Here is a 24,540-nt window from a genome sequence, read left to right as displayed (position 1 = left end):
TCCATCTTGGCAGCGGTCGCCGACAAACGTGATGCATCGCCACGCCTTGATGGGTGGGCTGGCGTGTCGCCCCCGCGAGTCGGCGCATCCCGCTGCGCGGAACGCATCGTCGCCGGGCTCCACCCCATCGCCCGCTCCTGCACATCCCGCTGCGCGGAACGCTTCGTCGCCGGGCTACGTTAACCAGCTATGACCTCTGCCCCGCTCACCGTCTACACCACCTCGTGGTGTGGTTACTGCCATCGGCTCATGACGGTGCTCAAGTCCAACGGAATTCCCTACGAGGCGGTCGACATCGAGCACGACGCGGCGGCCGCTGATTTCGTCAGCTCGGTCAACGGCGGCAACAGGACCGTTCCGACGGTGAAGTTCGCCGACGGGTCGACGCTGACCAATCCGAGCGCGGCCCAGGTGAAGGCGAAGCTGGCCGAGGCCGTCAGCTAGGTCCGGTCAGTCGATCGCAGCCCAGGATTCGATGATCACGCGGGCGATCGAAATCGACCCGGGCAGCAGCAGATTCGACTCCGACGAGCTGGTCCAGTCCCCCGCCGCCAGCGCGTCGCGCACCTCGTCGCGGGTGAACCAGGCCGCCTCGGCGATCTCGCCGTCGTTGAACGAGAATTCCTCGGCCGGGTCGCCGACGGCGTGGAAGCCGACCATCAGCGAGCGCGGGAACGGCCACGGCTGACTGCCCAGGTATCGCACGTCGCTGACTGTCAGCCCGATCTCCTCGCGGATCTCCCGAGCGACGCACACCTCGAAAGATTCACCGGCCTCGACGAATCCGGCCAGTAGCGAGAACATCCGCTCCGGCCACACCGCCTGGCGGGCCAGCACCGCGCGGTCACCGCCGTCGTGGATCAGGCAGATCACGGCCGGGTCGATACGCGGGAACTCCTCGTGACCGGTCACCGGGTTGACGCGTGACCAGCCCGCCCGGGCCGGTCTCGTCGGCGAACCGTCCACGGAGCTGAAGCGAGCCTTTTCGTGCCAATTCAGCAGCGCGACGGCCGCGGATACCAGCTGGCTGCTGGTGTCGTCGAAGATCGGCCCGAGGCTGCGCACGTTCACCACCTCGGCGTGCGCGTCGGGGTCGTCGGGAGCCTGCAGCGCGCCGCGGATGCCCCACACGTGGCGGCCATCCTCGAGGCGCCCCAGAAACACCGCCTCCGAGGGCGGCTTGTCGGCCACGTCGGCCGCGGCGCCAAGCACCACCCGGCCGTTGGCGGCCAGCACCTGATTGCGCGAATCCACCCGCAGCAGCGCCGCGTCCGCCCAGCCGGCGGTGGCCGCTTCGACGTCGCTGCGCAACTGATCGGCGCGGTCGGCGCCGACGCGCGACAACAACGGGATGCTGCGCAGCTGAAAGTCTGCGATTGCCATCAGTGGTCGGCGTTTCGGATGTAGAGCAATCGGTCGTTGGCCTCGATGGCATCCACTTCGGGTGCGCCGATGCGCAGCAGGTGGCCGTCGCGCACCACGCCGAGCACGATGTCGCGCAGGTGCCGCGGCGATCCGCCGACTTCGGTCTGCTCCACCTCACGCTCGGCGATGGCCAGCCCGACGTCGGGAGTCAGCAGATCTTCGATCATCTCCACGACGCTGGGCGTGGTGGTGGCCAGCCCGAGGAGCCGGCCGGCGGTGGCCGAGGAGACCACCACCGAGTTCGCGCCCGACTGCCGCAGCAGGTGCTGATTCTCGGTCTCCCGGATCGAGGCGACGATCTTGGCATTGGGCGCGATTTCGCGCGCCGTCAACGTCACCAGCACCGCGGTGTCGTCCCGGCTGGCGGCCACGATGATGGACGCCGCGTGCTGGGCCCCGGCCAGCCGCAGCACATCGGCTTTCGTGGCGTCGCCGTGCAGGGTGACCAGACCGGCGCTCTCGGCGTGCTCGAGGGTGCTGCGATCGGTGTCGACGACGACGACCTCGCCCTGGGCGGTCTCGTCACCGAGGATGGCGGCGACCGCCGTTTTCCCCTTGGTGCCGTAGCCGATCACGATGGTGTGGTTGCGCACTTTGCTCCTCCAACGCTGAATCTTCCACCCTTGGCGAGACCGCTCGGAGAGCACTTCGAGCGTGGTGCCGACCAACACGGCCAGGAACGCGATCCGCAGCGCGGTGAAGATCAGGGTGTGCACCAGGCGCGCGGTTTCGGTGTACGGCGTGATGTCGCCGTAGCCGGTCGTCGACAGGGAGACCGCGGAGAAGTACACACAGTCCAGGAATGTCAGCGGTTGGTTGCGCACGTCGCGGTAACCGTTGCGATCCAAGTAGACGATGACGGCCGCGGCGAGCAGCACCACCAGCGCGATGGCCAGACGACGGGTGATGACGCGGATGGGACTCGCATGGTCTTCGGGGATGTGCACCACGCCGATCAGCTGGTGACCGCGCTGAGCAGTCAGGGTTTCGTCCAGACCGCTCAGCTTTCGGGCCCTACCGTTGCCCACGGCGGTCCGTCATCGGCTTGACTTCTCGCACGAGACACGCACGGGTCTTATGTAACCACGGCCACAGCTTCCCCAATACTCGGGCGGCGCAGGTCACACGCGGAGGCGGGCACCGGCTGGATCCGACAGCAGGTCCGCGACCTCGGCGTCGCTCGGCAGTTCGTCGGGGGTCACGGTGGTGCGGGCGCGCACGTAATAAAAGGCGGTGCGCACCGAGGATTCCGGAACGCCGGCCAACGCCGCCCAGGCCAAGCGGTACACCGCGAGCTGGACGGCGGCCTGGCGCATCGCTTCCGGCCCGTGCGGAGGTTCACCGGTTTTCCAGTCGACAACGGTGGCACCGCCATCGGCGTCCGCGAAGACCGCGTCGATGCGCCCGCGCACCAAGGTGTCGCCGATCGGCATTTCGAACGGCACCTCCACGGCGACGGGGGTTCTTGCGGCCCAAGGCGATTCGGTGAAGGCGGTCTGCAATGCGGCTAGCTCGGCGGTGTCGCCGACGTCGGAATCCGCCGCGCCCGGCAGGTCGCCGAGATCGAACAGACCCTCGGCGCCGTAGAATTTCTGGACCCACGCGTGAAACGCATTGCCCAGCAACGCATGCGGTTCGGGACGTGACGGCAGCCGATGCCGCAACCGCTGCGCCGTGCCCACCGGGTCACGCGCCAGGCCGACCAGCGAGCTGACCGACAGCTGGCCGGGCAGGGCGCGGGGCGTCGGCTGCACCAACCGGGCGCGCTCAGCCAGAAGTGCGTCGACGTCGGCGGCCCAGCCCTCGACGTCCACGCACGTCTCGGTCGAGTCGGCCAGCAGCGCCTGCGTCACCAGCGCCGCACCGTGCTCGACGTCGTTGCGCCGATCGGACAACGGGTCGGGCGGCCACACCGCTTCCACGACGTTGTCGCGGAGCGGGTTTCGATCGCCGTCGGCGGGTGGCGGCGCCCATTGTTCCACCGTTCCGCAGGGATCGCCGGCCGCGACCGAATCGTCGATGACGGCCTTGATCTCGCACAGAAAATCCGACGGGCCGCGCGGCTTGACGCCGACGGCCCCCCAATGGTGCCCGGATAGCAGCAGGGTGTCCTCGGCCCGGGTGATCGCCACATACAACAGCCGGCGCTCCTCGTCGATGCGCCGCTGCTCAAGCTGGCGGCGATGCTCGGAGATCTTGTCAGACAGCTGCTTTCGGTTGGTGACATCCGAGGTGTCCATTACCGGGATGCCCAGCGCGCCCGCGGCCGCGCGGTCGCCGCGCAATAGCGGCGGCAGCTCCGCGGCGTCGGTGAGCCAGGTGCTCTTCGATGCCGTCGACGGAAACGTGCCGCCGCACAGGTGGGCCACCGCCACCACTTGCCATTCCAGCCCCTTCGCGGAGTGCACGGTGAGCACTTGGACGCGGTCGCGGGCGACCGCCAATGGTGCCGGCGCCAAGCCGTTCTCGACAGACTCGGCCACGTCCAAAAATGCCAGCAGGCCGGTCACCGACGTGGCCGCCGATCCGTCCGGCGGTCCGGCTGCGGCGTCGGTGCGCTCGGCGTAGCCGGCGACGACGTCGGCGAACGCATCCAGGTGTTCGGTGCCGGACCAGCCGGCCCCGACCCCCGCCGCGGCCCGGACTTCGCAGTCGATGCCCAGCACACGGCGTACCTCGGCGACCAGGTCGCCGAGCGGATGGCCGAGGTGGGCGCGCAGGGCGCTCAGTTCGGCGGCCAGCGCGGTGATGCGCTGATATCCCGCAGCCGAATACGCCCCGGCCGCACCGGGATCGGCGATCGCGTCGGCCAGGCACACGGAGTCGGCGTCGGGGTCTGCGGCACTCGCGATCGACTCGGGCGAGGACGCTTCGCCGGGCTGCACCACCCCGCCGAGCGCACGCGCACGCTGCCACAGCGCGGCCAGGTCGCGGGCACCGAGGCGCCAGCGTGAGCCCGTGAGCACCCGCATCGCCGCGGCGCCGGCCGTCGGATCGGCGACCAACCGCAGCATGGCCACCACCTCGGCGACCTCCGGGATGGCCAGCAGCCCGGCCAGCCCGACCACCTCGACGGGGATTCCGCGGGCGCGCAGCGCGTCGGCGATGGGCGCGGCATCGGCGTTGCGACGCACCAGCACCGCGGCCGTCGGCGGACTGACACCCTCGTCGTGGGCCCGCCGATACTGCGCGTCGAGCTGGTCGGCGATCCACTCGCGCTCAACCGTCACATCGGGCAGCAATGCACAGCGGACGGTGCCGGGCGGGGCATCCGGGCGCGGGCGCAGTGCGTGCACGGCCACCGATCGCCGCCGCGCCTGGGCCGACACCGCGTTGGCCACCCGCAAAGTCCGTGGCGGATTGCGCCAGCTGGTCCGCAACTCGCACATCGGCGCGGGGGTGCCGTCGGATCGGGGGAAATCGGTGGTGAACCGGGGCAGGTTGGTGGCCGAAGCACCCCGCCAGCCGTAGATCGACTGAATGGGGTCGCCGACGGCCGTGAGCGCCAGCCCGTCGTCGACTCCGCCACCGAATAATGCTGAGAGCGCGATGCGTTGGGCGTGGCCGGTGTCCTGATACTCGTCGAGCAGTACCACCCGATAACGCCCGCGTAGCTCCTCGCCGACTTGCGGGAATGTCGCCGCCAGTCTGGCCGCCGAGGCCATCTGCATCCCGAAGTCCATCACCTTCGTGGTGCGCATGCGTTCGTTGAGCGCGTCGAGCAATGGCACCAGTTCGGCGCGCTCGGTCTGGGTGGCCAGCAGCCGCAACAGCCATTGGCTGGGCCCGCGGTCCCGTTGGTAGGGACCCGCGGGCAGGGAGTGGATCAGCCGCTCGAGCTCCACGTGGGTGTCGCGCAGTTGGCCGGTGTCCACCAGGTGTTCGGCCAGCTGCCCCCACAGCCGAAGCACCATCGAGGTGACGGCCGCCGGTGTCTTGTCGGTCCGCAGTTCCCCGGGATACCCGTTCACCACGTCGAAAGCCAGCTGCCACAGCTCGGTTTCGCTGAGCAGCCGGGTGTCGGGCTCGACGGGCAGCAATAGCCCGTAGTCGCGTAGCAGCGAGCCCGCGAAGGCGTGGTAGGTGCTGACCATCGGCGCGCCCTCGGTGTCGACGGGCGCGTCACCGGCGGTGCTGGGCACGCCGAGACCGACGCCGGCCAGCCGGGCAAGCCGGGAGCGGACCCGGCGCAGCAGCTGGCCGGCGGCCTTGCGGGTGAACGTCAATCCCAACACCTGACCGGGTTCGGCGTAGCCGTTGGCGATCAGCCACACCACCCGCGCGGCCATGGTTTCGGTTTTGCCGGCGCCGGCTCCGGCGATGACCACCAGTGGCCCCGGAGGCGCGGCGATCACGGCGGCCTGCTCGTCGGTCGGCGGGAAAAGCCCTAGCGCCTCGGCCAATTCGGCTGGGCTGTAGCGCGTCCGCGGCGGGGTCACCGCTGCGACCCGTCGGTGTGGGCCGGGCAGTTCGACCGGATGGGGCAGTGTGTGCAGCCGTCGTTGCGCCGGGCGATGAACTGTGGGCCCGACGTCGCGTCGGCCGCTCGGGCGATGACCTCTCGCCATTCGCCGCCGGCGCCCGCGGTCAGCGGATCCTGTTCGCGTTCGGCCACTCCGGACGCCCCGGCCTTGCCGAGGTAGACCAGCCGCGCACCGCCGGGCTCGACATTGTCGGTCCCATCGGCGAACAGTCCCTCGGCCACCGCCAGCTGATACATGGCCAGCTGGGCGTGCTGTTGCGCATCGTCCTTGCTGACCGGTGTCTTGCCCGTTTTGATGTCGACGATCACCAGCCGGCCGGCGGCATCGCGTTCCAGCCGGTCAACCCGGCCGCGCAGCCGGACCTCGCCGCCGCCCGCGGTGGCCACGGTCCCGTCGATCTCGACCTCAACGCCGACCTCGGTCAGTGCCCCCCGGCTCTGTGCTCGCCACTCGATGAACGCCTCCAGCATGGCGCGGTGGCGGGCGAGCTCGTTGGCCGAATGCCATTGCGCCGCAAAGGGCAGATGCTTCCAGGCGCGGTCCAGCTCGGCCAGCAGTTCCGATTCGCTCCGGTGCGGTTCGGCGATCAAGGCGTGCACCACCGACCCGATCGCCGAGCGGACATCGCGCGGGTTCGATCCGCCGTGCCGCTCGGCGAGCCAACGCAGCGGGCAGTCGTTGAGGGTCTGCATGGTCGAGGGCGTCAAGGTGACGACATCGCCACTGCCCCGCAGCGGTTCAGTGCTGCTGATCGGGGTCAGGCCGTGCCATCCGGCCGGGTCGGCACCGGGCACGCCCGCCTTGGCCAGCCGGGCCAATTGTGTTGCCGCGCAGTCGCGGGTGGGCTCGTCCACCGCCCCGGCGGGGGCGCACACCACGCCACGCAGTCGGCCCACCAGCGCGGCCGCCGACAGCACCCGCGGCGCCGAGACCGGTTGCACGCCGGCGCTATCGACGTCTTCGTCGGCCCATTGCGCGATTTCGCCGAAGAACACCGACGGCAGCGCGGCCTCGTGGCCCGCCCCACCGGTGTCACTGTCGACGGCCGTCACCAGCAAACGGCGCCGGGCCCGGCCCATCGCCGCCACCAACAGCCTGCGCTCCTCGGCCAGCAGCGGCGCCCGCACCGAGGCGTCCGCGCTGATCCCGTCCAGCACGTCCACCAGCCGCTGGGTACCCAGCACGCCACCACGCGGAACGGTGTTGGGCCACAACCCATCTTGCAATCCGGCGATGACCACGAAATCCCATTCGTGCCCCAGCGCGGCATGCGCGCTGAGCACCGTGACCTGTTCGGCCGCGGTGACCGGCTCCGGGGTGACGCTCGGCAGCGCCAGCGCGACGATGTGCTCGGCCAGACCGCGTAGCGACGCACCCGAGGTACGCGACACATAGTCGTCGGCGATGTCGAACAACGCGGTCACCGACTCGAGGTCCCGGGTGGCCTGGGCCGCGGCGGGGCCGCCGCGCTCACTGGCCGACAGCCAGCGGCGCTGCAGGCCGGACCGGTGCCAGGCGGCCCACAAGGTGTAGCGCGGGTCTTCACCGGCGCTGTGCGAGCGCGCCGCGGCATCCAGCACCGCGCGGACCTTGCGCAGCGGGGCGAACCGCGGGCCCGGCGGCACCGCGTCGGCGGACAGCGCCTCGACCAACAGCTCGGAGAAATCTCCGGTCGGGCGATCGGAGTTGGCGCGCTGCAGTGTTCGGCGCAGCTGCCGCAGCGACACCGGATCGACACGGCCGATGGGGCCGGTCAGCAGCGCCAGCGCCTGCCGCCCGTCGAGCCCATCGGCGGTGGCCAGCAGCACGGTGAGTAACGCCCGCGCCGCCGGTTGTTCGGACAACGGACCGGGCACGGGGGGTGCGGCCACCGGGACTCCGGCGGCGGCCAAGGCGCGCGGCAAGCGCGCGGCCGCCCGCGGCACCGACCGGACGATGACCGCCATCTGCGACCAGGGCACACCGTCGACCAGGTGCGCGCGTCGCAGCGCGTCGGCGATGATCGCCGCCTCGACGTGCGCCGACGCTGCCAGACGCACCGTGACCGATCCCCGCCCCGCCCCGGCGCCGTCGATCCGCCGGCCGCTGCCGCCACCGGGTAACCGGCCGGCGATACCGCTGATCGCGCGCGCCAGCGCCGGAGCACAGCGATGCGACGTCGTCAGCGTCACCGAGGGCGCGTCGCCGCCGAGCAACCCGGCGGGTTCGCCGCCACGGAAGCCGAACACCGCCTGGTTGGGGTCCCCGGCGATCAGCGCCAGCTCGGCACCCGCCGCGAGCACCCGAACCAGGCGTGCCGCCTGCGGGTCGAGTTGCTGGGCGTCGTCGATCAACAACACGCGGATCCGGCCGCGTTCGGCCGACAGCAGGTCGGGGTCGACGGCGAACACTTCCAGTGCGGCGCCGACCAATTCGGCGGCACCCAGCGCGGGGGTGGTCGCCTCCGGCGCGGCCGTGCCCACCGCCGCCCGCAGCAACATCACCTGTTCGTACTGGCGCGCGAATTGACCGGCGGCGCTCCATTCGGGCTTCCGGCAACGACGTCCCAGCCGCTCCAGTTCCTGCGGATCGACACCGCGTTCGGCGCAGCGCGCCAACAGGTTTCGGAGTTCGGTGGCGAAGCCCGCGGTGCTCAGCGCCGGGCGTAACTCGGCCGGCCACGCCGTCGCCGCGCGCGGTCCGTCTTCAAGGTCTCCGGCCAGCAGTTCCCGGATGATGGCGTCCTGTTCGGCACTGGTGACCAGCCGTGGCGGCGCCTCGCCGGCGCGCTCGGCGGCGCGCCGCAACACCGCGTACGCGTAGCCGTGCACGGTCCGCACCAACGGCTCGCTGATGGCGGCCCGGCCCGACTCGGTGGACCGCGAGCGCAGCAACGCCGTCGTCAGGGCGCTGCGCTCGGCCATGCCGATCCTGCCGGAACCGGTAAGCAGCAGAACCGATTCCGGATCGACCCCGCCGTCGATCTGGGCGACCGCGGCATCGATCAGCAGGCTGCTCTTGCCGGTGCCGGGCCCACCGAGAATACGCAGCTGACCACGCGCGCCCGGGTCTAGGACGGTGCGCGCTGCGGCATCCCACGTGTAGGCCATGACGGCATGACACCACGGGGGTCCGACAAATTCACTAGCGCGGTGCGAACGCGGCCTGCAGCAGCCGCTGGTCGAACCCGCCGACCGTCTCGCCGGTGACCGCGTATTGGTACACCGCGACACGGAAGATCTGACTGAGCGCGGTCGAAATGAACGAGACGACAACGGCGAACGCGAAGGTAGCGGCCAGCAGGGCGAGGCCCAGTGGCGCCAGACGAGCCGCGATCAGCGCTATGCCGCCGACCACTCCCCCCACCACGATCACCAGGGTGAGAAGAAACGTCACCACCCCGATGCTGGCCGCCCCGGCGGCGCTCTCACCCCAGCGCACCTTGATGGTGTCCACCGAGCGGCGCAGTGACCGGAACGGCCCCGTGCCTTCGAGCGCTATCACCGGTATGACGAAAAACGTTGCGACGGCCCACGCCACGCCCACGAGGTCCGCCACGAGCCTGCCCAAGGTCGGTAGGCGCTCCTCGAGCGCTTTGAGGACCAGCCCGACCGTGGTCGCCACCACTGTCCACCCCAGGATCGGCACGATCCGGCGCGCCGCCGCGTGAATCCCCTCGGCGACGCGGGTGTTCTCGCCGCGCATCGAGCGCGCCGCGCAGGCGGCCAACGCCACATTGAAGAAAATGGCGATGAACGTCGAGACGTACGCCGTGGCCAGGCCCGCGATGTAGTACACCGGGTCGTGGCTGTCCACCTGATGGCCGCCGAACACGCCGCGCACAAGCAGCGTCGGCGCCCAGATCGCGATCGCGGCGAGGACGGCGAAGAGGGTGGACAGCACCGGGAAAAGGACGAGCGAGCGATCCTTCTTCAGCACGTTCCAGCTCTGCCCCGCAAGCGCCCAACCGCGCCTGATTCTGCCCATTGTCGCTCCCGTTGGGTCGTCGACGTGATCGAGCGGTCAGCGTACCCGGCCACGTCGCCGTTGGCTCTTACCCTGGAGGCGACCGAAGAACGGGAGGAGGGATGCAAGGCCATGAAGGATGACGAACGCGGCTTTCCCATCGACGAGGCGCCCGAAGGCGACGCGGTGGAACAACTGCAGCCGGCCGATTCCGACGACGAGACCGGCCTGGACACCGATTACGTGGCCGCCGGGGACCGGGAAGCCAACGAGGCCGACGTGATCGAGCAGGCCTACGTCGTCTCCACCGAGGACGATCGGGATGACGATCGCTAAGGACCGCCCGCGGCCCGCGGCAGTGGCGACTGGCACCATCGACGGGTGACCGCGAAGTTGCACGTGCACCGCTACGGCCCGTCCGGTCCGGTGCAGATCCTGGCGTTGCACGGGTTGACCGGCCACGGCCAGCGCTGGCAGCATCTGTCCGGCTTTCTGCCCGGGATCGGCATGGCCGCACCGGATCTGGTTGGCCATGGCAGGTCTTCGTGGGCGGCGCCGTGGACCATCGACGCCAATGTGGCGGCGCTGGCCGCGCTGCTCGACGAGCAGCCCGACACTCCGGTGGTGATCGTGGGTCACTCGTTTGGCGGCGGGCTGGCGATGCATCTGGCCGCGGTCCGCCCGAATCAGGTGGCGGGACTGCTGCTGCTCGACCCGGCGGTCGGGTTAGACGGCGCGTGGATGCGCGAGATCGCCGAGGCGATGCTGTCCTCGCCCGACTATCCGGACGCCGCGCAAGCGCGCCTGGAAAAGGTGCACGGCTCGTGGTCCGATGTCGAACCCGCCCTGCTGGACGCCGAGATCGACGAGCATCTGATCACGCTGCCGGGCGGGCGCTACGGCTGGCGGGTCAGCCTGCCGGCGATGATGTCGTACTGGAGCGAGTTGGCCCGCGACACCGTGCTGCCGCCGGCGAAGACCCCGACCGTCCTGGTGCGAGCCAAGCGGACCACCCCACCCTATGTCACCGACAAACTCACCACGAGCCTTGCCGATCGGTTGGGATCAGATTTCCGGCTGCTGGATTTCGACTGCAACCACATGGTGCCCTACGCCAAGCCCGACGAAGTCGCCGCGTTGACCCGCGAGCTGCTGGAAGGCCGCCGACCGTGGCGTCGGTGACCGACGAGCAGGTCGAGCGGGTGCGTGCGCTGGTCGCCGCGATCCCGTCCGGCCGGGTCGCCACTTACGGCGACATCGCCGCGGTCGCAGGGCTTTCCAGCCCGCGCATCGTGGGCTGGATTATGCGGACCGACTCCTCGGACCTGCCCTGGCACCGGGTGATCACCGCCTCCGGACGCCCGGCGCGACACCTGAGCACAAGGCAGCTGGAGTTGTTGCGCGCCGAAGGCGTCCTGGCGACTGACGGCAAAATCGCGCTGCGCGAGGTCCGTTTCGCGTTTGGAGACCGACGCTAGAGCACCAGCCGGACCAGCGCCGCGGTGCGGGCCAGGCCGGGGAACGCCTCGGCGGTGGACCGCGGGTGCAGCGCGTGAACCGCGAGCCGAAAAATCAACGCCCGCAACAACATCTGTGGCCATTCCGGCAGGGCGTTCCAGCGCTCGATCAGGCCGTCGTCGGCCTCTCCCCAGGACAGCGCGTCGATGACGACCACACCGGCCGCCCAGGACGCGGGCCGCCAGTACGGGGTGATATCGGTGATTCCGGGCGCCGCGGTACCGACGAAAAGCACTGTGCCGTAAAGGTCTCCGTGGACCAGCTGGTTGGGACTCTTGGTCGGCTTGCGCAAGGTGGCGAGCTGGTGGAGCAGCTCCACCGACCGCTGGGCGTCCGCTGTCGCAGGGGCGACCCGAGCACCCGGCGGCACCGATGCCAAGGGCCGTTCCTCCCACGCCGCGCGATCGGCGGCGATGAAGATGTCGACGTCGCCCCACGGCGCTGTGGGCCCCTGGGTCAGAAAGCGGGGACGCTCCAGTTTGCCCGTCGCCTCATGCAGGCGCACCGCCGCCGAGACGACTTCGTCATGGCGCGGCTCCGGCGTCCCGGCCACGAACGTGTCTGCCCGCCACCCGGAAATGACGTAGCGCCCGTCGGTGGAACGGACCGGGCGGGCCAGCCGAACGCCGTCGACGAACAAGGTCTCGCGGACCCGGGCGGACCAGGCCGCGCGCGCGTTCTCGGCCACCAACGACAAGACGACTTCGCCGCACCGCCAGCCGCCCTCCCAGCTGGCACCCAGATAGACGGGTTTTACCCCGGCCAAGCCGAACGCCGACAGCACATGATCCGGCGGTGGCTCGACTGTCACACCGGTACTCTAAACGAGTCCAACAGCGGCGATCGCCAGCGCGGCGAAGACGGGCGCGGCGGGTCGCCGCCGGACAAACGCGGCGCAGCGGGTCAGTACATGATCATGTCGGGTTGCATCTGCTGCGCCCATGCCACGATCCCGCCCTGCAAATGCACCGCATCGGCGAATCCGGCCTTGCGCAACACCGCCAGCGCCTGGGCCGAACGCACCCCCGTTTTGCAGTACAGCACCGGCGGGCGATCCTGCGGCAGCTTTGCCAGCCCCTCCCCGGAATTGATCGACGACTGCGGGATCAACTGCGCCCCGTCGATGTGCACGATGTCGAACTCCACGGGCTCACGCACGTCGATCAGCGCCAGCTTCCTGCCGGAATCCAGCCAGTCGCGCAGCTCGCGCGGGGTGATGGCCGACGCGGCGTCCTGCGCCGACGGCTCGGGCGGCACGCCGCACAACCGCTCGTAGTCGACCAGCCCGGTGATCTCCGGCCTCGACGCGTCCGAGGGGTCGCGGCGGATCGCGATGGTGCGGTAGGTCATCTCCAGCGCGTCGTAGATCATCAACCGGCCCAGCAGCGAATCGCCGATCCCGGTGATGAGTTTGATCACTTCGGTGCTCATCACCGAGGCGATGGAGGCGCAGACGATGCCCAACACGCCGCCCTCGGCGCAGGACGGGACGGAGCCGGCCGGCGGGGGCTCGGGGTAGAGATCGCGATAGTTGAGCCCGCGTCCGTCCGGGGCGTCCTCCCAGCACACCGAGACCTGGCCCTCGAAGCGGTAGATCGATCCCCACACGTAGGGCTTTTTCGCCAGCACCGCCGCGTCGTTGGCCAGATACCGGGTCGCGAAGTTGTCGGTGCCGTCCACGATCAGGTGGTAGAGGCCGAACAACTCGACGGCGTTGGTGGAGTCCAGGCGAAACTCGTGCAACCGCACGTCGACCAGCGGGTTGATCGCGGCGATGGAGTCGCGCGCCGAGCGGGCCTTGGAACGGCCGACGTCGGCCACCCCGTGGATGATCTGGCGCTGCAGGTTCGATTCGTCGACCACGTCGAAATCGACGACACCGATGGTGCCCACGCCGGCCGCCGCCAGATAGAGCAGCGTCGGCGCGCCAAGGCCGCCTGCACCGATCACCAGCACCCGGGCATTCTTGAGCCGCTTCTGCCCGTCGGGGCCCAGCCCGGGAATGATCAGGTGACGGCTGTAGCGGGCCACCTCATCGCCACTCAGGTGGTCTGCGGGCGCCACCAGTGGCGGCAGCGACGTCGACACTGCGAAACATCTCCTCGGTTGGCCTAGCGGTAAGCGTCTACAACCATCACAGCAGCCCACGCGGGACGCGGCAACGAGACGGTGCCGCTCGGGCGACGGTCCGCTAGGCGATCGGGTACGGCCAGGGATTGAACCGGCAGGTCTTCCCGTCGGCCTTGACCACGTCGGGGTCGAACTGGGCGGCGTCATTGTTCGACGTCGAGAACGTCTGCTGCATCATCACCGGCGCCAGGGCGCCCTGCTGCTCGCAGGCCTCGTGGTGCACGTATCCGATGGCGTGGCCGACCTCGTGGTTGATCACGTACTGCCGGTAGGAGCCGACGTCCCCTTCGAACGGCACGGCCCCCCGTATCCAGCGCGCCTCGTTGATGAAGACCCGCGCCTCGCGGTTGGCGCCGAATACCGGGTTGTAGCAAGAGGTCTCGAGCCGGAATTCGTAGCCGCACCCCTCTCGCACGGTCACCGGCGATACCAGTGAGATCCGAAAGTCGGGCTTGGCCCCGCTGGTTCCGTCGATCCGAATGAACGCGAACTGCGGGTTATGCGTCCAGCCCTTCGGATTGGCCAGCGTCTGGTCGACCATCTGGGCGAAGGCGTCGTCGCCGCCGAACATCGTCGGGTCGATGCCGTTCTCCACTTCGACGGTGTACTTGAACACCTTGGCGGTGCCCTGACCGAGCTGCGGTGTGGCGCCCGGCACGACGTGCCAGGTCTTGTCGCCCGCTTCGGTGAACGGGCCGCCGTCGGGCAGGGTCCCGGCCGGCAGGTTGGCGTCGAACGCGGCGAGTCCGCGCGGCGGGGCGTCGATGATCGTGGTGCCCACCGCGCCGATCGCCGGCGGACTCTGGATGGGCCGGCTGGCCGTCGGCTTCGGCGCACCGGTGCCGGTCACCGTCTGGTACATGACCACGGCGGTCAGCACCGCCAGGACGGGCAGGGCGTACGCGCGCCACCCGTAGGTCGAGACGAAGCGGCCCAACCAGGTCTGTTTGCGCCATTGTCGCGGCCGCTCACGGTCCGCCCGGACCCGTCCGGCTTCCCGCGCCAGGGGGTCGCGCAGCGCCCGCAGCGGCACTCGCCACTCGTCGCGTAACACCGGCACGCGACCAGTGCTGCGCGGTGGCCGCGGGGACGTCATTTCCCCAGGATTACACAGCGGGCCACCGCCGCCGCCCGTGGCGCGCCCGAATCCGCGGTCCGACACCGCTTCTGCCTGCGGCGACGACGGCGATGACGGTCGTATCGACCGGGCGGGTAGTAAGGTCTTTTGCACGGGCTGCGAGCGGCTGGCCCCGGGTTACCGATGGCCGGCCGCCGAATAATCAGATGAGGAATCGATGAGCGAACTCGCCAAGGTACCGGCGCGGCGCGCCGTCAGATCGGCCGACCGCGGTCGGCCGGACGGAGCCGCGGTTTCCAACCGGCGAGGCAACCGGTTGCCGCGCGACGAGCGGCGCGGCCAATTGCTCATCGTGGCCAGCGATGTGTTCGTCGACCGCGGCTACCACGCGGCAGGCATGGACGAGATCGCCGACCGCGCCGGAGTCAGCAAACCCGTTCTGTATCAACACTTTTCGAGTAAGCTGGAGCTGTATCTGGCGGTGCTGGCGCGGCACGTGGAAAACCTGGTCTCGGGCGTTCAGCAAGCCCTGAGCACCACCACCGACAACCGGCGCCGGTTGCACTCCGCGGTGCAGGCGTTCTTCGATTTCATCGAGCATGACAGCCAGGGTTACCGGCTGATCTTCGAGAACGACTACGTCACCGAACCCGAAGTGGCCGCCCAGGTGCGCGTCGCCACCGAATCCTGCATCGACGCCGTCTTCGCTCTGATCAGCGCGGATTCCGGGCTGGACCCACACCGGGCCCGGATGATCGCGGTCGGTCTAGTCGGAATCAGCGTCGACTGCGCCAGGTACTGGCTGGACTCCGACCGCCCGATTTCCAAGGCGGACGCGGTCGACGGCACCGTCCAGTTCGCCTGGGGCGGACTGTCACACGTGCCGCTTACCCGCTCTTAACGCCCCTTGCCGGCGTGTTTGCCGGATTCGGCGCTGATCCCGAAGCCCACCCGGCGCGCGTCGGCGACGCCGATCTCCACGTAGGCGATCCTGGTGGCGTGAATCAGAAAGCGGCGGCCCCGCTCGTCGCTCAGTCTCAGCAGACCCGACCCGTCGCTCAGTGCGGCGCTGACCAGTTCTTCGACCTCGGCGGGCGTCTGGGTGCTGGCAAGGACCAACTCGCGCGGACTATCCGTGATACCGATCTTGACCTCCACGGTCACCCCTTCCATGGGTTTGCAGTCTTGCGCAGGCATTGAAGTCCCGGCCCTGTCAGCAGCAGGCTAGTGGACGCCGCCGACCCGCACCTCCTCGCGTCCCCCCACTTCGCGGACGGCGAAACCCGGTCGCAGCTCGATAACGATTCGCTTGCAGGTTGTCTCACACACCCGCGCGATACCCGATCCGTGTTTTCACATCGCTAACTTCGGCACCATGGGTACCACACTGCCGCACCTTGACGACAGGATCCGGGACTACCCCGACGACGACGTCGACAACGCCTGCGATACCGATCCCTACCTGAACGCCGACTACAACTGGACGGGCTGGCCGGCCGACTCGCGCTGGCGCCCCGCCACGGCGATCGTGGGCGCGGTGGTGGCCCTGGGTGCCATCGCCACCGCCGTCATCATCAACAGCGGCGACAGCGCGTCGACGAAGGCCACGCTGGGCGCGCCGGCTCCCCAGCCGGTGACCTCGGCACCCGCGACGACCAAGGCATCCGTGCCGCCCAGCGCGTCCCCGGGCCCCTCCCAGTTACCGGCCGAGACGTTCACGACGGTCACCACCCCCAGCGCCGCGCCCATCGCACCGCCGGCGGGCGCCGCGCCGACCGTCGCGCCGCCGCTCGCCGCGGCACCGCCGACGGCCGCGCTGAACCCGCGCACCGTCGTCTACAGCGTCAGCGGAAGCAAGCAGCTGCTGGACCTGGTGAACATCGTCTACACCGACGCGCGGGGCGTGCCGCAGACCGAGTTCAACGTGTCGCTGCCGTGGTCGAAGATGGTGGTGCTGAACCCCGGCGTGCAGACCGAATCGGTGGTTGCGACCAGCTTCTACGGTCAGCTCAGCTGCTCGATCTTCAACGCCGCCGGTCAGCGGGTTATCGCTTCGGCCAACGTCTCGAACATGGCTACCTGCGCGCGCTGAGTCCGATGGCCGTGACCCGCTGCGCGCCGGGCTGCGCCGCGCTTGCGATCACGGCTGAGCGTCAGCTGAGGCCCAGCTCGTGCATGCGCCGGTCGTGCGTCTGCTGCATGCGGTCGAAAAAGGCGTTGAGCTGGCCCAGCCCGCCGGCCGCCGACATCACCAGGTCGACCAGCTCGTCGTGGTCGGCCAGCAGGTACTGGGCCTGAGTGATCGCTTCGCCGAACAGTCGGCGTGACCACAGCGCCAGGCGGCTGCGCTGCTTACCGCTGGAGGTCACCGCGGCGCGCACCTCGGCGACGACGAACTGCGAGTGCCCGGTTTCCGACAGCGCCGCGCGCACCACGTCGGCGACCTCGTCGGGCAGACCGTCGGCGATCTCCAGGTACAGATCGGCCGCCAGGGCATCACCCACATAGGTCTTCACCAAGGCCTCCAGCCACGTGCTGGGCATCGTCAGCCGGTGGTAGTTCTCCAGCGTCGGGACGTACCTGGACATCGCCGCCACCACGTCGACGACGCCACGGCTTTCCAACGCGTCGCGCAGCTGCTCGTAGTGCTGCATCTCGGCGGCGGCCATGCTCGCCATCGATATCCGCCCGCGCAGGTCAGGGGCCATCCGCGCCTCGTCGGTGAGCCGATAGAACGCGGCGATCTCGCCGTAGGCCAGGACCGCGAACAACTCGTTGACACCCGGGTGATCAGCCGACAGCCGCGGGGCGGGCGAATCGTCGATTTGGTCGGCAGCGGAGGGCTGGCTGGAGGGCCGGGTCATGGCAACACTGTAGTCGGCTGACTTAGCGCAAAATGGGAGCCAGCTGTCGACCAGCTATCATGGAGACAGATGGCGGCTGTATTTATGCCGTAATTGTTTTTTCAAGCCGCTATCGGCGAAATGTGCGTGCACAGCTGGCCCGCCCTAACTGGGCCCTCCCAGACTGAGCCAGGGCCGGCGACTCGGCGACGTATTCGGAGTCGGAACTCGTGCGCGCGTGACCGCGACAGAGAAATACCGACACAAACCGATATGTCACCGAGAGGCTACTCACCCACGCATGACCACACTCACCAGCACAACTGAACTGACCCCCCAACCAACATTTGCCCAGCTCGGCGTCCGCGACGAAATCGTGCGCGCGCTTGCCGAGAAAGGGATCGAAAGCCCTTTTGCCATCCAGGAATTGACCCTGCCCATGGCGCTCGCCGGCGACGATCTGATCGGCCAGGCCCGCACCGGTATGGGCAAGACCTTCGCCTTCGGCGTGCCGCTGCTGCAGCGCATCACGGCCGGCACCGCCACGCGGTCGCTCAACGGCACACCGCGGGCGCTGATCGTGGTGCCCACCCGCGAGCTATGCCTGCAGGTCACCGATGACCTGACGCTGGCGGCCAAGCACCTGACCGCCGAAGGCGGCCGGCGGCTGTCGGTGGTTCCCATTTACGGCGGGCGCCCCTACGAGCCGCAGATCGAGGCGCTGCGCGCCGGCGCCGACGTCGTGGTGGGCACGCCGGGTCGGCTGCTCGACCTGAGCCAACAGAACCACCTGCAACTGGGCGGGCTGTCGGTGCTGGTGCTCGATGAGGCCGACGAGATGCTCGACCTGGGCTTCCTGCCCGACATCGAGCGCATCCTGCGCCAAATCCCGACGGACCGGCAATCCATGCTGTTCTCGGCGACCATGCCGGACCCGATCATCACGCTGGCCCGCACCTTCATGAACCAGCCCACCCACATTCGCGCGGAAGCTCCGCACTCGGCGGCCATCCACGACACCACCGTTCAGTACGTCTACCGGGCCCACGCCCTGGACAAGGTGGAGCTGGTCAGCCGCGTACTGCAGGCCGATGGCCGCGGCGCCACCATGATCTTCACCCGCACCAAGCGCACCGCGCAGAAGGTGGCCGACGAGCTGGCCGAACGCGGTTTCGCGGTGGGCGCCGTGCACGGCGACCTCGGCCAGGCGGCGCGCGAGAAGGCGCTCAAGGCCTTTCGTGCCGGTGATGTCGATGTGCTGGTTGCCACCGACGTCGCCGCCCGCGGCATCGACATCGATGACATCACCCACGTCATCAACTACCAGATCCCCGAGGACGAGCAGGCCTACGTGCACCGCATCGGCCGCACCGGCCGCGCCGGCAAGACCGGTATCGCGGTCACCCTGGTGGACTGGGACGAGCTACCCCGCTGGTCGATGATCGACAAGGCGCTGGGTCTGGACTGCCCGGAGCCCGCCGAGACCTACTCCAACTCCCCGCACCTCCATGCCGAGCTGGGCATCCCCACCGAGGCCGCGAGCACGGTGGGTACGGCCCGCAAGCCGCAAGGCCGGCGCCGCAGCAGCGAACGTGACGGCAAGCAGCCCGAGCAGAGGTCGGAGAGGCCCGCTCGCCGCTCCGGCACCCGCCGGCGCACCCGTGGCGGTCAGCCCGTCGCCGCCCACCCGTCGGGCAACGGGGCCGCGAGCACCAACGGCGAGGCCGCCGCGGAAACACCGGCCGCCTCGCCCCCGGGCAACGCCGGCTCCACCCGGCGCCGTCGCCGGCGTCGCAAGCCCGCGGAGGGGCAAGGCGCCTCAGCGGCCTCCGCCACCACGCAGAGCAACTAAAAGCCCACGCCGACCCATGGTGCGACCCGAGCGCCGGACCAAGGGCGACATCCTCGCAGCGGCGGCGATCGTGGTCGTCATCGCTGCGGTCGCGGCGTTGATCTGGTGGACCAGCGACGCCCGGGCCACCACCAGCCGGCCCGCGGCCGCTCCCGCACCCAACCCGGCCCCGGCCCGGCAGGTGCCGGCCGGCCTGAAGCAACTGTGGAGCGCCGCCAGTCCGATCACCACCGCCCCGGTGGTGGCGGGCGGGGACGTCGTCACCGGCGCCGGCCGCCGGATCGACGGGCGCGATCCCGAGACGGGCCAATCCCGGTGGAGCTACGCGCGCGACACCGACCTGTGCGGAGTCACCTGGCTGTACCGCTATGCCGTCGCGGTCTATCGCGACGACCGCGGCTGCGGACAGGTGAGCACCCTGGACGGCTCCACCGGTCGCCGAGGGCCCGCCCGCAGTGGCTACGCCGATCCACGGGTGCGGCTCTCCTCCGACGGCATGACGGTGTTGTCGGTCGGCGACACCCACCTGGAACTGTGGCGCTCGGACATGGTCCGGATGCTGACCTACGGCGAGACGGATGCCCGGGTGAAACCGTCGACGCGCGGCCTGCACTCCGGATGCAAGCTGATCTCGGCCGCGGCCAGCTCGCAGGCGGTATCGGTGCTGGAGAGCTGCGCGAATCAGGCCGACCTGCGGTTGGTGCTGCTGCGTCCCGGCAAGGACGACGACGAACCCGGGCAACACATCGTGGCCGAACCGGGGATCGCGCCGGGTTCGGGCGCCCGGGTGCTGGCCGTCTCGGAGAACACCACCGCGGTCTACCTGCCCGCGCCGCAGCCACGCGTGGATGTGATCGACGAAACCGGCGCCACCGTGTCGAGCACCCCGCTGCCCAAGCCGCCGTCGCGCTCGGCGACGGTCTCCCACCCCGGCAGCCTGATCACCTGGTGGACGGGCGATTCGCTGATGGTGTTCGACGCGAACACGGTGACGCTGCGCTACACCATCGCCGCGGGGGACAACGCGGCGCCGTTGGGGCCCGGGGTGATGATGGCGGGCCGGCTGCTGGTGCCGGTCACCGGCGCGATCGGGGTCTACGACCCGCTCAGCGGCGCCAACGAACGCTACATCCCGGTGGACCGGTCGACCACCGCCCCGCCGCCCGGAAAACCGGTGTACCCGGCCGTATCCGGATCCCGGGTGCTCGAGCAGCGCGGCGACACCCTGGTCGCGCTCGGCTAGCTAAACCTCGACAGCGACGACCCGCTGCGCCCGGCCTACGCCGCGCTTGCGATCGTCGCTAAACCTCGACGGCGACGACCCGCTGCGCCCGGCCTACGCCGCGCTTGCGATCGTCGCTAAACCTCGACGGCGAACGTCGGCAGCGGCTTGCCGCTCTTCCAGTGCTTGAGCAACGCCGCCGCCAGATCGCCGTAGGCCACCGCGCCCTTGTTCTTGCGGCCCGCCATCACCGACGAGCCCGAGGCGCTGGCCTCGGCGAATCGCACGGTGCGCGGAATCGGCGGGGCAAGCACCGGCAGGTTGTACCGGTCGGCGACGTCGAGCAGGACGTCGCGGGTGTGGGTGGTGCGCGAGTCGTACAGCGTCGGCAGGGCGCCGAGCAGTCGCAGATCCGGGTTGGTGATCTGCTGGACATCGGCGACGGTGCGCAGGAACTGCCCGACCCCGCGATGCGCCAGGGTCTCGCACTGCAACGGCACCATGACCTCGTCGGCGGCCGTCAGCCCGTTAAGCGTCAGCACGCCCAGCGACGGCGGGCAGTCGATGATCACCACGTCGAACATGTCGCCGAGTTTGGCCAGCGCGCGCTTGAGCGCGTATTCGCGCCCGGCCCGCATCAGCAGCATCGCTTCGGCGCCGGCTAGGTCAATGTTGGAGGGCAGCAGCGTCATTCCCTCCGCCGTCTCGACCAGCGCGGCGTTGGGTTCGACGTCGCCGAGCAGCACCTCGTGCACGGACACCGGCAGCTTGTCGGGGTCTTGGCCCAGCGAGAAGGTCAAGCAGCCCTGCGGGTCGAGGTCGACCAGCAGCACCCGCTTCTTTTGGTCCACCATCGCCGCGCCCAGCGACGCGACCGTGGTCGTCTTGGCGACTCCGCCCTTCTGGTTGGCCACCGCCAATACCCGCGTTTTACTCACCGGCGCCGCCACCTCATCGCTAGCTCCCCACTGCATCGTCGCGTGCGGTTTACAGTGCCATCCTGGCATGTTCGCCCGCCGTGCGCTTCGGCCTGAGCAACCACCGCGAGTCGTCCGGCAGAATCAACCGATATGGGCTTGCACAATCACCGTCTGGTACTGCTGCGCCACGGCGAGACCGAGTGGTCGAAATCGGGCCAGCACACCGGCCGCACCGAGGTCGAACTGACCGAGGGCGGCCGAACGCAGGCCAAACTGGCCGGCGGGGTACTGGCTGAACTCAAACTCGTTGACCCGCTGGTGGCCAGCAGCCCCCGGCAACGTTCCCTGACCACCGCGCAGCTGGCCGGGCTGTCCATCGACGAGGTGTCCGAGATGCTGGCGGAGTGGGACTACGGCTCCTATGAGGGCCTGACCACGGCGCAGATCCAGGAGACGGTGCCCGATTGGCTGGTGTGGACGCACGGCTGCCCGGGCGGTGAGACCGTCGCGCAGGTGAGTGAGCGCGCCGACGCGGCCGTCGCGACGGCGCTGGATCACATGGAGTCGCGCGACGTGGTCTTCGTCAGCCACGGTCACTTCTCCCGCGCCGTGATCACGCGCTGGGTCGAACTGCCGCTGGTCGAGGGCAGCCGCTTCGGCATGATCACCGCGTCGATCGCGGTCTGCGGGTTCGAGCACGGGGTGCGGCAGCTGCGGGCGCTCGGATTGACCGGGCAGTGAGCGGCGAACCGCCCTTCGCGCTGTGCGGACCGCGCCGAACGCTGATTGCCGACGGGGTGCGGCGTCGCTACAGCGACGTGGGCGCCGCGCAGGCCGCGTTGCGCTCGGGTGAAGCTCCGATAGTGTTGGGCGCGTTGCCTTTTGACGTCATCAGACCGGCCGCCTTGCTGGCGCCCGAGACGGTGAACGCCACAGATGTGCCACCGGACTGGCCGGCCGGCGGGCTGCCGTCGGTGCGGGTGGCCGAAGCCGTCCCCCCACCGGTCGATTACCGGGACCGGATCCGCCGGGCGTGCGAGCAGCTCGCCGCGGCCGACAACCCGCTGCACAAGGTGGTGCTGGCCCGCGCCTTGCGGCTGGTAGCCGACGCCCCGCTGGATGCGCGGGTGATCCTGCGCCGGCTCATCACCGCGGACCCGGCCACGTACGGCTACCTGGTCGATCTGACCGCCGCCGGCGACGAGTACGCGGGTGCGGCGCTGGTGGGTGCCAGCCCCGAGCTTCTGGTGGCGCGCCGCGGCGACCGTGTCGAGTGCCGGCCGTTCGCCGGCTCGGCCCCGCGCGCCACCGACCCCGACGCCGACGCCGCCAACGGCGCCATGCTGGCCGCCTCGGCCAAGAACCGTCACGAGCATCAGCTGGTCATCGAGACCATCCGGGCCGCCCTGGAACCGCTGTGCGACGACCTGTCGATCGCCCCCGAACCGCAGCTGAGCAAGACCGCCACCGTCTGGCATCTGTGCACGCCGATCAGTGGCCGGTTACGTGATACATCAACGACCGCAATCGATTTGGCCTTAGCGCTGCACCCCACCCCGGCGGTCGGCGGCGTGCCGACCAAGGCCGCGATGCGGCTGATCGCCGACCTGGAGGGCGACCGCGGGTTCTACGCCGGGGCGGTGGGCTGGTGTGACGCCCGCGGCGACGGCCGCTGGGTGGTGTCGCTGCGTTGCGCGCAGCTGTCGGCGGACCGCCGCAGCGCACTGGCGCGGGCCGGCGGCGGTATCGTCGCGGAGTCCGACCCCGACGAGGAAGTCGCGGAAACGACAACGAAATTCGGCACGATCCTCAACGCGCTGGGAGTCGGGCGATGAGCCGGCACATCCGTCCCGCGTCGCGGCAAGACGCCGCCGCGATCACCGACATGATCCACGCGCTGGCCGAATTCGAACATGCCGCCGAACAGTGCACGGTGACCGAAACACAAATCGCGGCAGCACTTTTCGGCGATTCGCCGACGGTGTACGGGCACGTCGCCGAGGTGGACGGCGAGATCGCGGCGATGGCCCTGTGGTTCGTCAACTTCTCCACCTGGGACGGCGTGGCCGGGATCTATGTGGAAGACCTGTTCGTGCGGCCGGAGTTTCGCCGGCGCGGGCTGGCCAGGGCGCTGCTGGCCACACTGGCCTCCGAATGCCTCCAGCGCGGCTACACGAGGCTGACCTGGGCGGTGCTGAACTGGAACGCCGACGCCATCACGCTCTACGACGGCATCGGCGGGGAGCCGCAAAACGAATGGACGACCTACCGGCTGTCCGGGGCGCCGTTGGCGGGGCTGGCCGAATCGCCGTGATCGCCGGCGGCCCAACGCACCGCGGCGGGACTGAACAGCAATCCCAGCACGATCAGCGCCACCGCGCCCGCCGGAATCCCGAAGCCAGGCTGATGCGACCCGGCGGCGAGATACCACGCCACCGGCAGCAACAGCAGCTGGGTGATCACGGCCAGCCCGCGACCCCAACGCTTGCCGAGCATCAGCGCACGCCCCGCGGCGATCACCCCGGCGCCGACCAGGACGAACCAGCCCGCCGTCGCCAGGCCGTTGACCACCTGCTGGTCGGCTCCCGCGATCCCGCGCACCACCAGCACCACCGCCACGATCAACGCCGCAATCCCCTGCGCCACAACGATCAGCCCGGCGCGGCGAACGGGGGTCGGGGCGGCTGGCGGCGTCACAGCGCCAGCGTAGTCAGGGCGGCCACCCGTGCCCCGGCGGTTCCCCGCAGCGGCGCCTTGACCCGCCCGCCTAGACCGATTGCGGCGCTGCTCCTCCCGCCGCCCTGCGGCGCGCAACATCGCACCGCCTAAGCTCGTGGCTCATGCGGGCCGTGCTGATCGTCAACCCCACAGCCACTTCCACCACGCCGGCCGCGCGCGACCTGCTGGCCCACGCGCTCAAGAGCCGCCTGCAGCTCAGTGTCGAGCACACCAACCACCGCGGTCATGGCACCGAGCTCGCGCAGAAGGCCGTGGCGGACGGCGTCGATCTGGTGGTCGTGCACGGCGGTGACGGCACGGTGAGCGGGGTGGTCAACGGCCTGGCGACGGCGGGCTGGTTCGTCCTGGTCGGCGCCGGGGTGATCGCCGCGGGGCGTGCGCTGA

Annotated in this window: 24 protein-coding genes; 12 read left to right on the top strand and 12 right to left on the bottom strand. The window is 70.0% G+C overall.

Annotated features, from left to right (window positions below; translation table 11 throughout):
- The first annotated feature begins 189 nt into the window (after positions 1–189).
- A complete protein-coding gene (gene mrx1 / locus A5782_RS09295; protein WP_067098358.1) occupies positions 190–444 on the top strand; it encodes a mycoredoxin Mrx1 in 255 nt (84 codons plus the stop codon).
- A gap of 6 nt (positions 445–450) precedes the next feature.
- Here mrx1 and nudC read toward each other — a convergent pair whose 3' ends face one another.
- The 5 genes from nudC to A5782_RS09270 form a co-directional block, all read right to left on the bottom strand.
- Positions 451–1,383, bottom strand: coding sequence for an NAD(+) diphosphatase (gene nudC / locus A5782_RS09290; protein WP_067098354.1), 933 nt, complete (start codon positions 1,381–1,383; stop codon positions 451–453).
- The gene (locus A5782_RS09285; protein WP_067098350.1) at positions 1,383–2,453 is read right to left on the bottom strand and encodes a TrkA family potassium uptake protein; all 1,071 of its coding nucleotides are present in this window, start codon (positions 2,451–2,453) and stop codon (positions 1,383–1,385) included. The genes nudC and A5782_RS09285 overlap by 1 nt, the downstream gene beginning before the upstream one ends.
- A gap of 93 nt (positions 2,454–2,546) precedes the next feature.
- The gene (locus tag A5782_RS09280; RefSeq protein WP_067098347.1) at positions 2,547–5,864 is read right to left on the bottom strand and encodes an ATP-dependent DNA helicase; all 3,318 of its coding nucleotides are present in this window, start codon (positions 5,862–5,864) and stop codon (positions 2,547–2,549) included.
- On the bottom strand, positions 5,861–8,998 hold the full coding sequence (locus tag A5782_RS09275; RefSeq protein ID WP_067098344.1) for an ATP-dependent DNA helicase: 3,138 nt from the start codon (positions 8,996–8,998) through the stop codon (positions 5,861–5,863). The genes A5782_RS09280 and A5782_RS09275 overlap by 4 nt, the downstream gene beginning before the upstream one ends.
- 34 nt (positions 8,999–9,032) lie before the next feature.
- Positions 9,033–9,875, bottom strand: a complete 843-nt coding sequence (locus A5782_RS09270) for a DUF6159 family protein (protein WP_067098341.1) — start codon at positions 9,873–9,875, stop codon at positions 9,033–9,035.
- Between the two features lie 111 nt (positions 9,876–9,986).
- Here A5782_RS09270 and A5782_RS09265 point away from each other — a divergent pair, with 111 nt between their 5' ends.
- The 3 genes from A5782_RS09265 to A5782_RS09255 are packed head-to-tail and all read left to right on the top strand — an operon-like array spanning position 9,987 to position 11,332.
- A complete protein-coding gene (locus A5782_RS09265) occupies positions 9,987–10,190 on the top strand; it encodes a hypothetical protein (RefSeq protein WP_067098398.1) in 204 nt (67 codons plus the stop codon).
- 45 nt (positions 10,191–10,235) lie between these two features.
- Complete coding sequence (locus A5782_RS09260) at positions 10,236–11,036, top strand: alpha/beta fold hydrolase (protein WP_067098338.1); 801 nt, start codon at positions 10,236–10,238, stop codon at positions 11,034–11,036.
- On the top strand, positions 11,024–11,332 hold the full coding sequence (locus A5782_RS09255) for an MGMT family protein (protein WP_067098335.1): 309 nt from the start codon (positions 11,024–11,026) through the stop codon (positions 11,330–11,332). Before A5782_RS09260 ends, A5782_RS09255 begins: the two co-directional genes overlap by 13 nt.
- On the opposite strand, the gene A5782_RS09250 is transcribed toward A5782_RS09255, so the two are convergent.
- The 3 genes from A5782_RS09250 to A5782_RS09240 all read right to left on the bottom strand — a co-directional run bounded on the left by A5782_RS09250 (position 11,329) and on the right by A5782_RS09240 (position 14,598).
- A complete protein-coding gene (locus tag A5782_RS09250; RefSeq protein ID WP_067098332.1) occupies positions 11,329–12,183 on the bottom strand; it encodes a TIGR02569 family protein in 855 nt (284 codons plus the stop codon). The genes A5782_RS09255 and A5782_RS09250 overlap by 4 nt on opposite strands.
- A gap of 92 nt (positions 12,184–12,275) precedes the next feature.
- Complete coding sequence (gene moeZ / locus A5782_RS09245; protein ID WP_067098329.1) at positions 12,276–13,460, bottom strand: adenylyltransferase/sulfurtransferase MoeZ; 1,185 nt, start codon at positions 13,458–13,460, stop codon at positions 12,276–12,278.
- A 103-nt stretch (positions 13,461–13,563) separates the two neighbouring features.
- Positions 13,564–14,598, bottom strand: a complete 1,035-nt coding sequence (locus tag A5782_RS09240; RefSeq protein WP_231986633.1) for a DUF3152 domain-containing protein — start codon at positions 14,596–14,598, stop codon at positions 13,564–13,566.
- Positions 14,599–14,797: 199 nt separating this feature from the next.
- Here A5782_RS09240 and A5782_RS09235 point away from each other — a divergent pair, with 199 nt between their 5' ends.
- Complete coding sequence (locus tag A5782_RS09235) at positions 14,798–15,481, top strand: TetR/AcrR family transcriptional regulator (RefSeq protein WP_067098326.1); 684 nt, start codon at positions 14,798–14,800, stop codon at positions 15,479–15,481.
- Here A5782_RS09235 and A5782_RS09230 read toward each other — a convergent pair.
- Complete coding sequence (locus A5782_RS09230; RefSeq protein ID WP_156623865.1) at positions 15,478–15,738, bottom strand: DUF3107 domain-containing protein; 261 nt, start codon at positions 15,736–15,738, stop codon at positions 15,478–15,480. The two genes, A5782_RS09235 and A5782_RS09230, sit on opposite strands and share 4 nt — an antisense overlap.
- 217 nt (positions 15,739–15,955) lie before the next feature.
- Between A5782_RS09230 and A5782_RS09225 the strand changes: the two genes are divergently transcribed.
- Positions 15,956–16,672 (top strand): MmpS family transport accessory protein, encoded by a 717-nt coding sequence (locus A5782_RS09225; protein ID WP_067098319.1) that lies wholly within the window; start codon positions 15,956–15,958, stop codon positions 16,670–16,672.
- 61 nt (positions 16,673–16,733) lie between these two features.
- On the opposite strand, the gene A5782_RS09220 is transcribed toward A5782_RS09225, so the two are convergent.
- Positions 16,734–17,444: a ferritin-like fold-containing protein gene (locus A5782_RS09220; protein ID WP_067098316.1), complete on the bottom strand. Its 711-nt coding sequence runs from the start codon at positions 17,442–17,444 to the stop codon at positions 16,734–16,736.
- A gap of 280 nt (positions 17,445–17,724) precedes the next feature.
- On the opposite strand from A5782_RS09220, the gene A5782_RS09215 reads away from it, so the two are divergent.
- Entirely contained in the window at positions 17,725–19,275 is a 1,551-nt protein-coding gene (locus tag A5782_RS09215) for a DEAD/DEAH box helicase (protein ID WP_067098311.1), read from the top strand.
- Between the two features lie 16 nt (positions 19,276–19,291).
- Entirely contained in the window at positions 19,292–20,518 is a 1,227-nt protein-coding gene (locus A5782_RS09210) for a hypothetical protein (protein WP_067098307.1), read from the top strand.
- 116 nt (positions 20,519–20,634) lie between these two features.
- Here the strand turns inward: A5782_RS09210 and A5782_RS09205 are convergent, their stop codons facing one another.
- Positions 20,635–21,435 carry a ParA family protein gene (locus tag A5782_RS09205; RefSeq protein ID WP_082942850.1) on the bottom strand — a complete coding sequence of 267 codons (801 nt, stop codon included), beginning with the start codon at positions 21,433–21,435 and terminating at the stop codon, positions 20,635–20,637.
- A gap of 132 nt (positions 21,436–21,567) precedes the next feature.
- Here A5782_RS09205 and A5782_RS09200 point away from each other — a divergent pair, with 132 nt between their 5' ends.
- From A5782_RS09200 to A5782_RS09190, 3 genes are read left to right on the top strand one after another with little or no spacing between them, the layout of a single operon-like run.
- Entirely contained in the window at positions 21,568–22,158 is a 591-nt protein-coding gene (locus tag A5782_RS09200; RefSeq protein WP_067098299.1) for an acid phosphatase, read from the top strand.
- Positions 22,155–23,252 carry an isochorismate synthase MenF gene (locus A5782_RS09195; protein WP_067098295.1) on the top strand — a complete coding sequence of 366 codons (1,098 nt, stop codon included), beginning with the start codon at positions 22,155–22,157 and terminating at the stop codon, positions 23,250–23,252. Before A5782_RS09200 ends, A5782_RS09195 begins: the two co-directional genes overlap by 4 nt.
- Complete coding sequence (locus A5782_RS09190; protein ID WP_067098292.1) at positions 23,249–23,731, top strand: GNAT family N-acetyltransferase; 483 nt, start codon at positions 23,249–23,251, stop codon at positions 23,729–23,731. The genes A5782_RS09195 and A5782_RS09190 overlap by 4 nt, the downstream gene beginning before the upstream one ends.
- On the opposite strand, the gene A5782_RS09185 is transcribed toward A5782_RS09190, so the two are convergent.
- Complete coding sequence (locus A5782_RS09185) at positions 23,683–24,114, bottom strand: hypothetical protein (RefSeq protein WP_067098288.1); 432 nt, start codon at positions 24,112–24,114, stop codon at positions 23,683–23,685. The genes A5782_RS09190 and A5782_RS09185 overlap by 49 nt on opposite strands.
- A gap of 143 nt (positions 24,115–24,257) precedes the next feature.
- Here A5782_RS09185 and A5782_RS09180 point away from each other — a divergent pair.
- Positions 24,258–24,540, top strand: a 283-nt coding sequence (locus A5782_RS09180; RefSeq protein WP_231986632.1) for a diacylglycerol kinase family protein, incomplete at its 3' end; no start/stop codon positions are given.

Source organism: Mycobacterium sp. 852002-40037_SCH5390672, from assembly GCF_001665875.1.
Lineage (GTDB): Bacteria > Actinomycetota > Actinomycetes > Mycobacteriales > Mycobacteriaceae > Mycobacterium.
The sequence above is the reverse complement of the archived record's forward strand: the minus strand, read 5'-3'. Positions and strand labels throughout refer to the sequence as shown.

What these genes read in the sequence shown, in the direction of transcription:
- mrx1 (WP_067098358.1), top strand. Translation starts at nt 190, where the DNA reads ATGACCTCTGCCCCGCTCACCGTCTACACCACCTCGTGGTGTGGTTAC.
- nudC (WP_067098354.1), bottom strand. Translation starts at nt 1,383, where the DNA reads ATGGCAATCGCAGACTTTCAGCTGCGCAGCATCCCGTTGTTGTCGCGC.
- A5782_RS09275 (WP_067098344.1), bottom strand. Translation starts at nt 8,998, where the DNA reads ATGGCCTACACGTGGGATGCCGCAGCGCGCACCGTCCTAGACCCGGGC.
- A5782_RS09270 (WP_067098341.1), bottom strand. Translation starts at nt 9,875, where the DNA reads ATGGGCAGAATCAGGCGCGGTTGGGCGCTTGCGGGGCAGAGCTGGAAC.
- A5782_RS09265 (WP_067098398.1), top strand. Translation starts at nt 9,987, where the DNA reads ATGAAGGATGACGAACGCGGCTTTCCCATCGACGAGGCGCCCGAAGGC.
- A5782_RS09240 (WP_231986633.1), bottom strand. Translation starts at nt 14,598, where the DNA reads ATGACGTCCCCGCGGCCACCGCGCAGCACTGGTCGCGTGCCGGTGTTA.
- A5782_RS09235 (WP_067098326.1), top strand. Translation starts at nt 14,798, where the DNA reads ATGAGCGAACTCGCCAAGGTACCGGCGCGGCGCGCCGTCAGATCGGCC.
- A5782_RS09225 (WP_067098319.1), top strand. Translation starts at nt 15,956, where the DNA reads ATGGGTACCACACTGCCGCACCTTGACGACAGGATCCGGGACTACCCC.
- A5782_RS09220 (WP_067098316.1), bottom strand. Translation starts at nt 17,444, where the DNA reads ATGACCCGGCCCTCCAGCCAGCCCTCCGCTGCCGACCAAATCGACGAT.
- A5782_RS09215 (WP_067098311.1), top strand. Translation starts at nt 17,725, where the DNA reads ATGACCACACTCACCAGCACAACTGAACTGACCCCCCAACCAACATTT.
- A5782_RS09210 (WP_067098307.1), top strand. Translation starts at nt 19,292, where the DNA reads ATGGTGCGACCCGAGCGCCGGACCAAGGGCGACATCCTCGCAGCGGCG.
- A5782_RS09200 (WP_067098299.1), top strand. Translation starts at nt 21,568, where the DNA reads ATGGGCTTGCACAATCACCGTCTGGTACTGCTGCGCCACGGCGAGACC.
- A5782_RS09190 (WP_067098292.1), top strand. Translation starts at nt 23,249, where the DNA reads ATGAGCCGGCACATCCGTCCCGCGTCGCGGCAAGACGCCGCCGCGATC.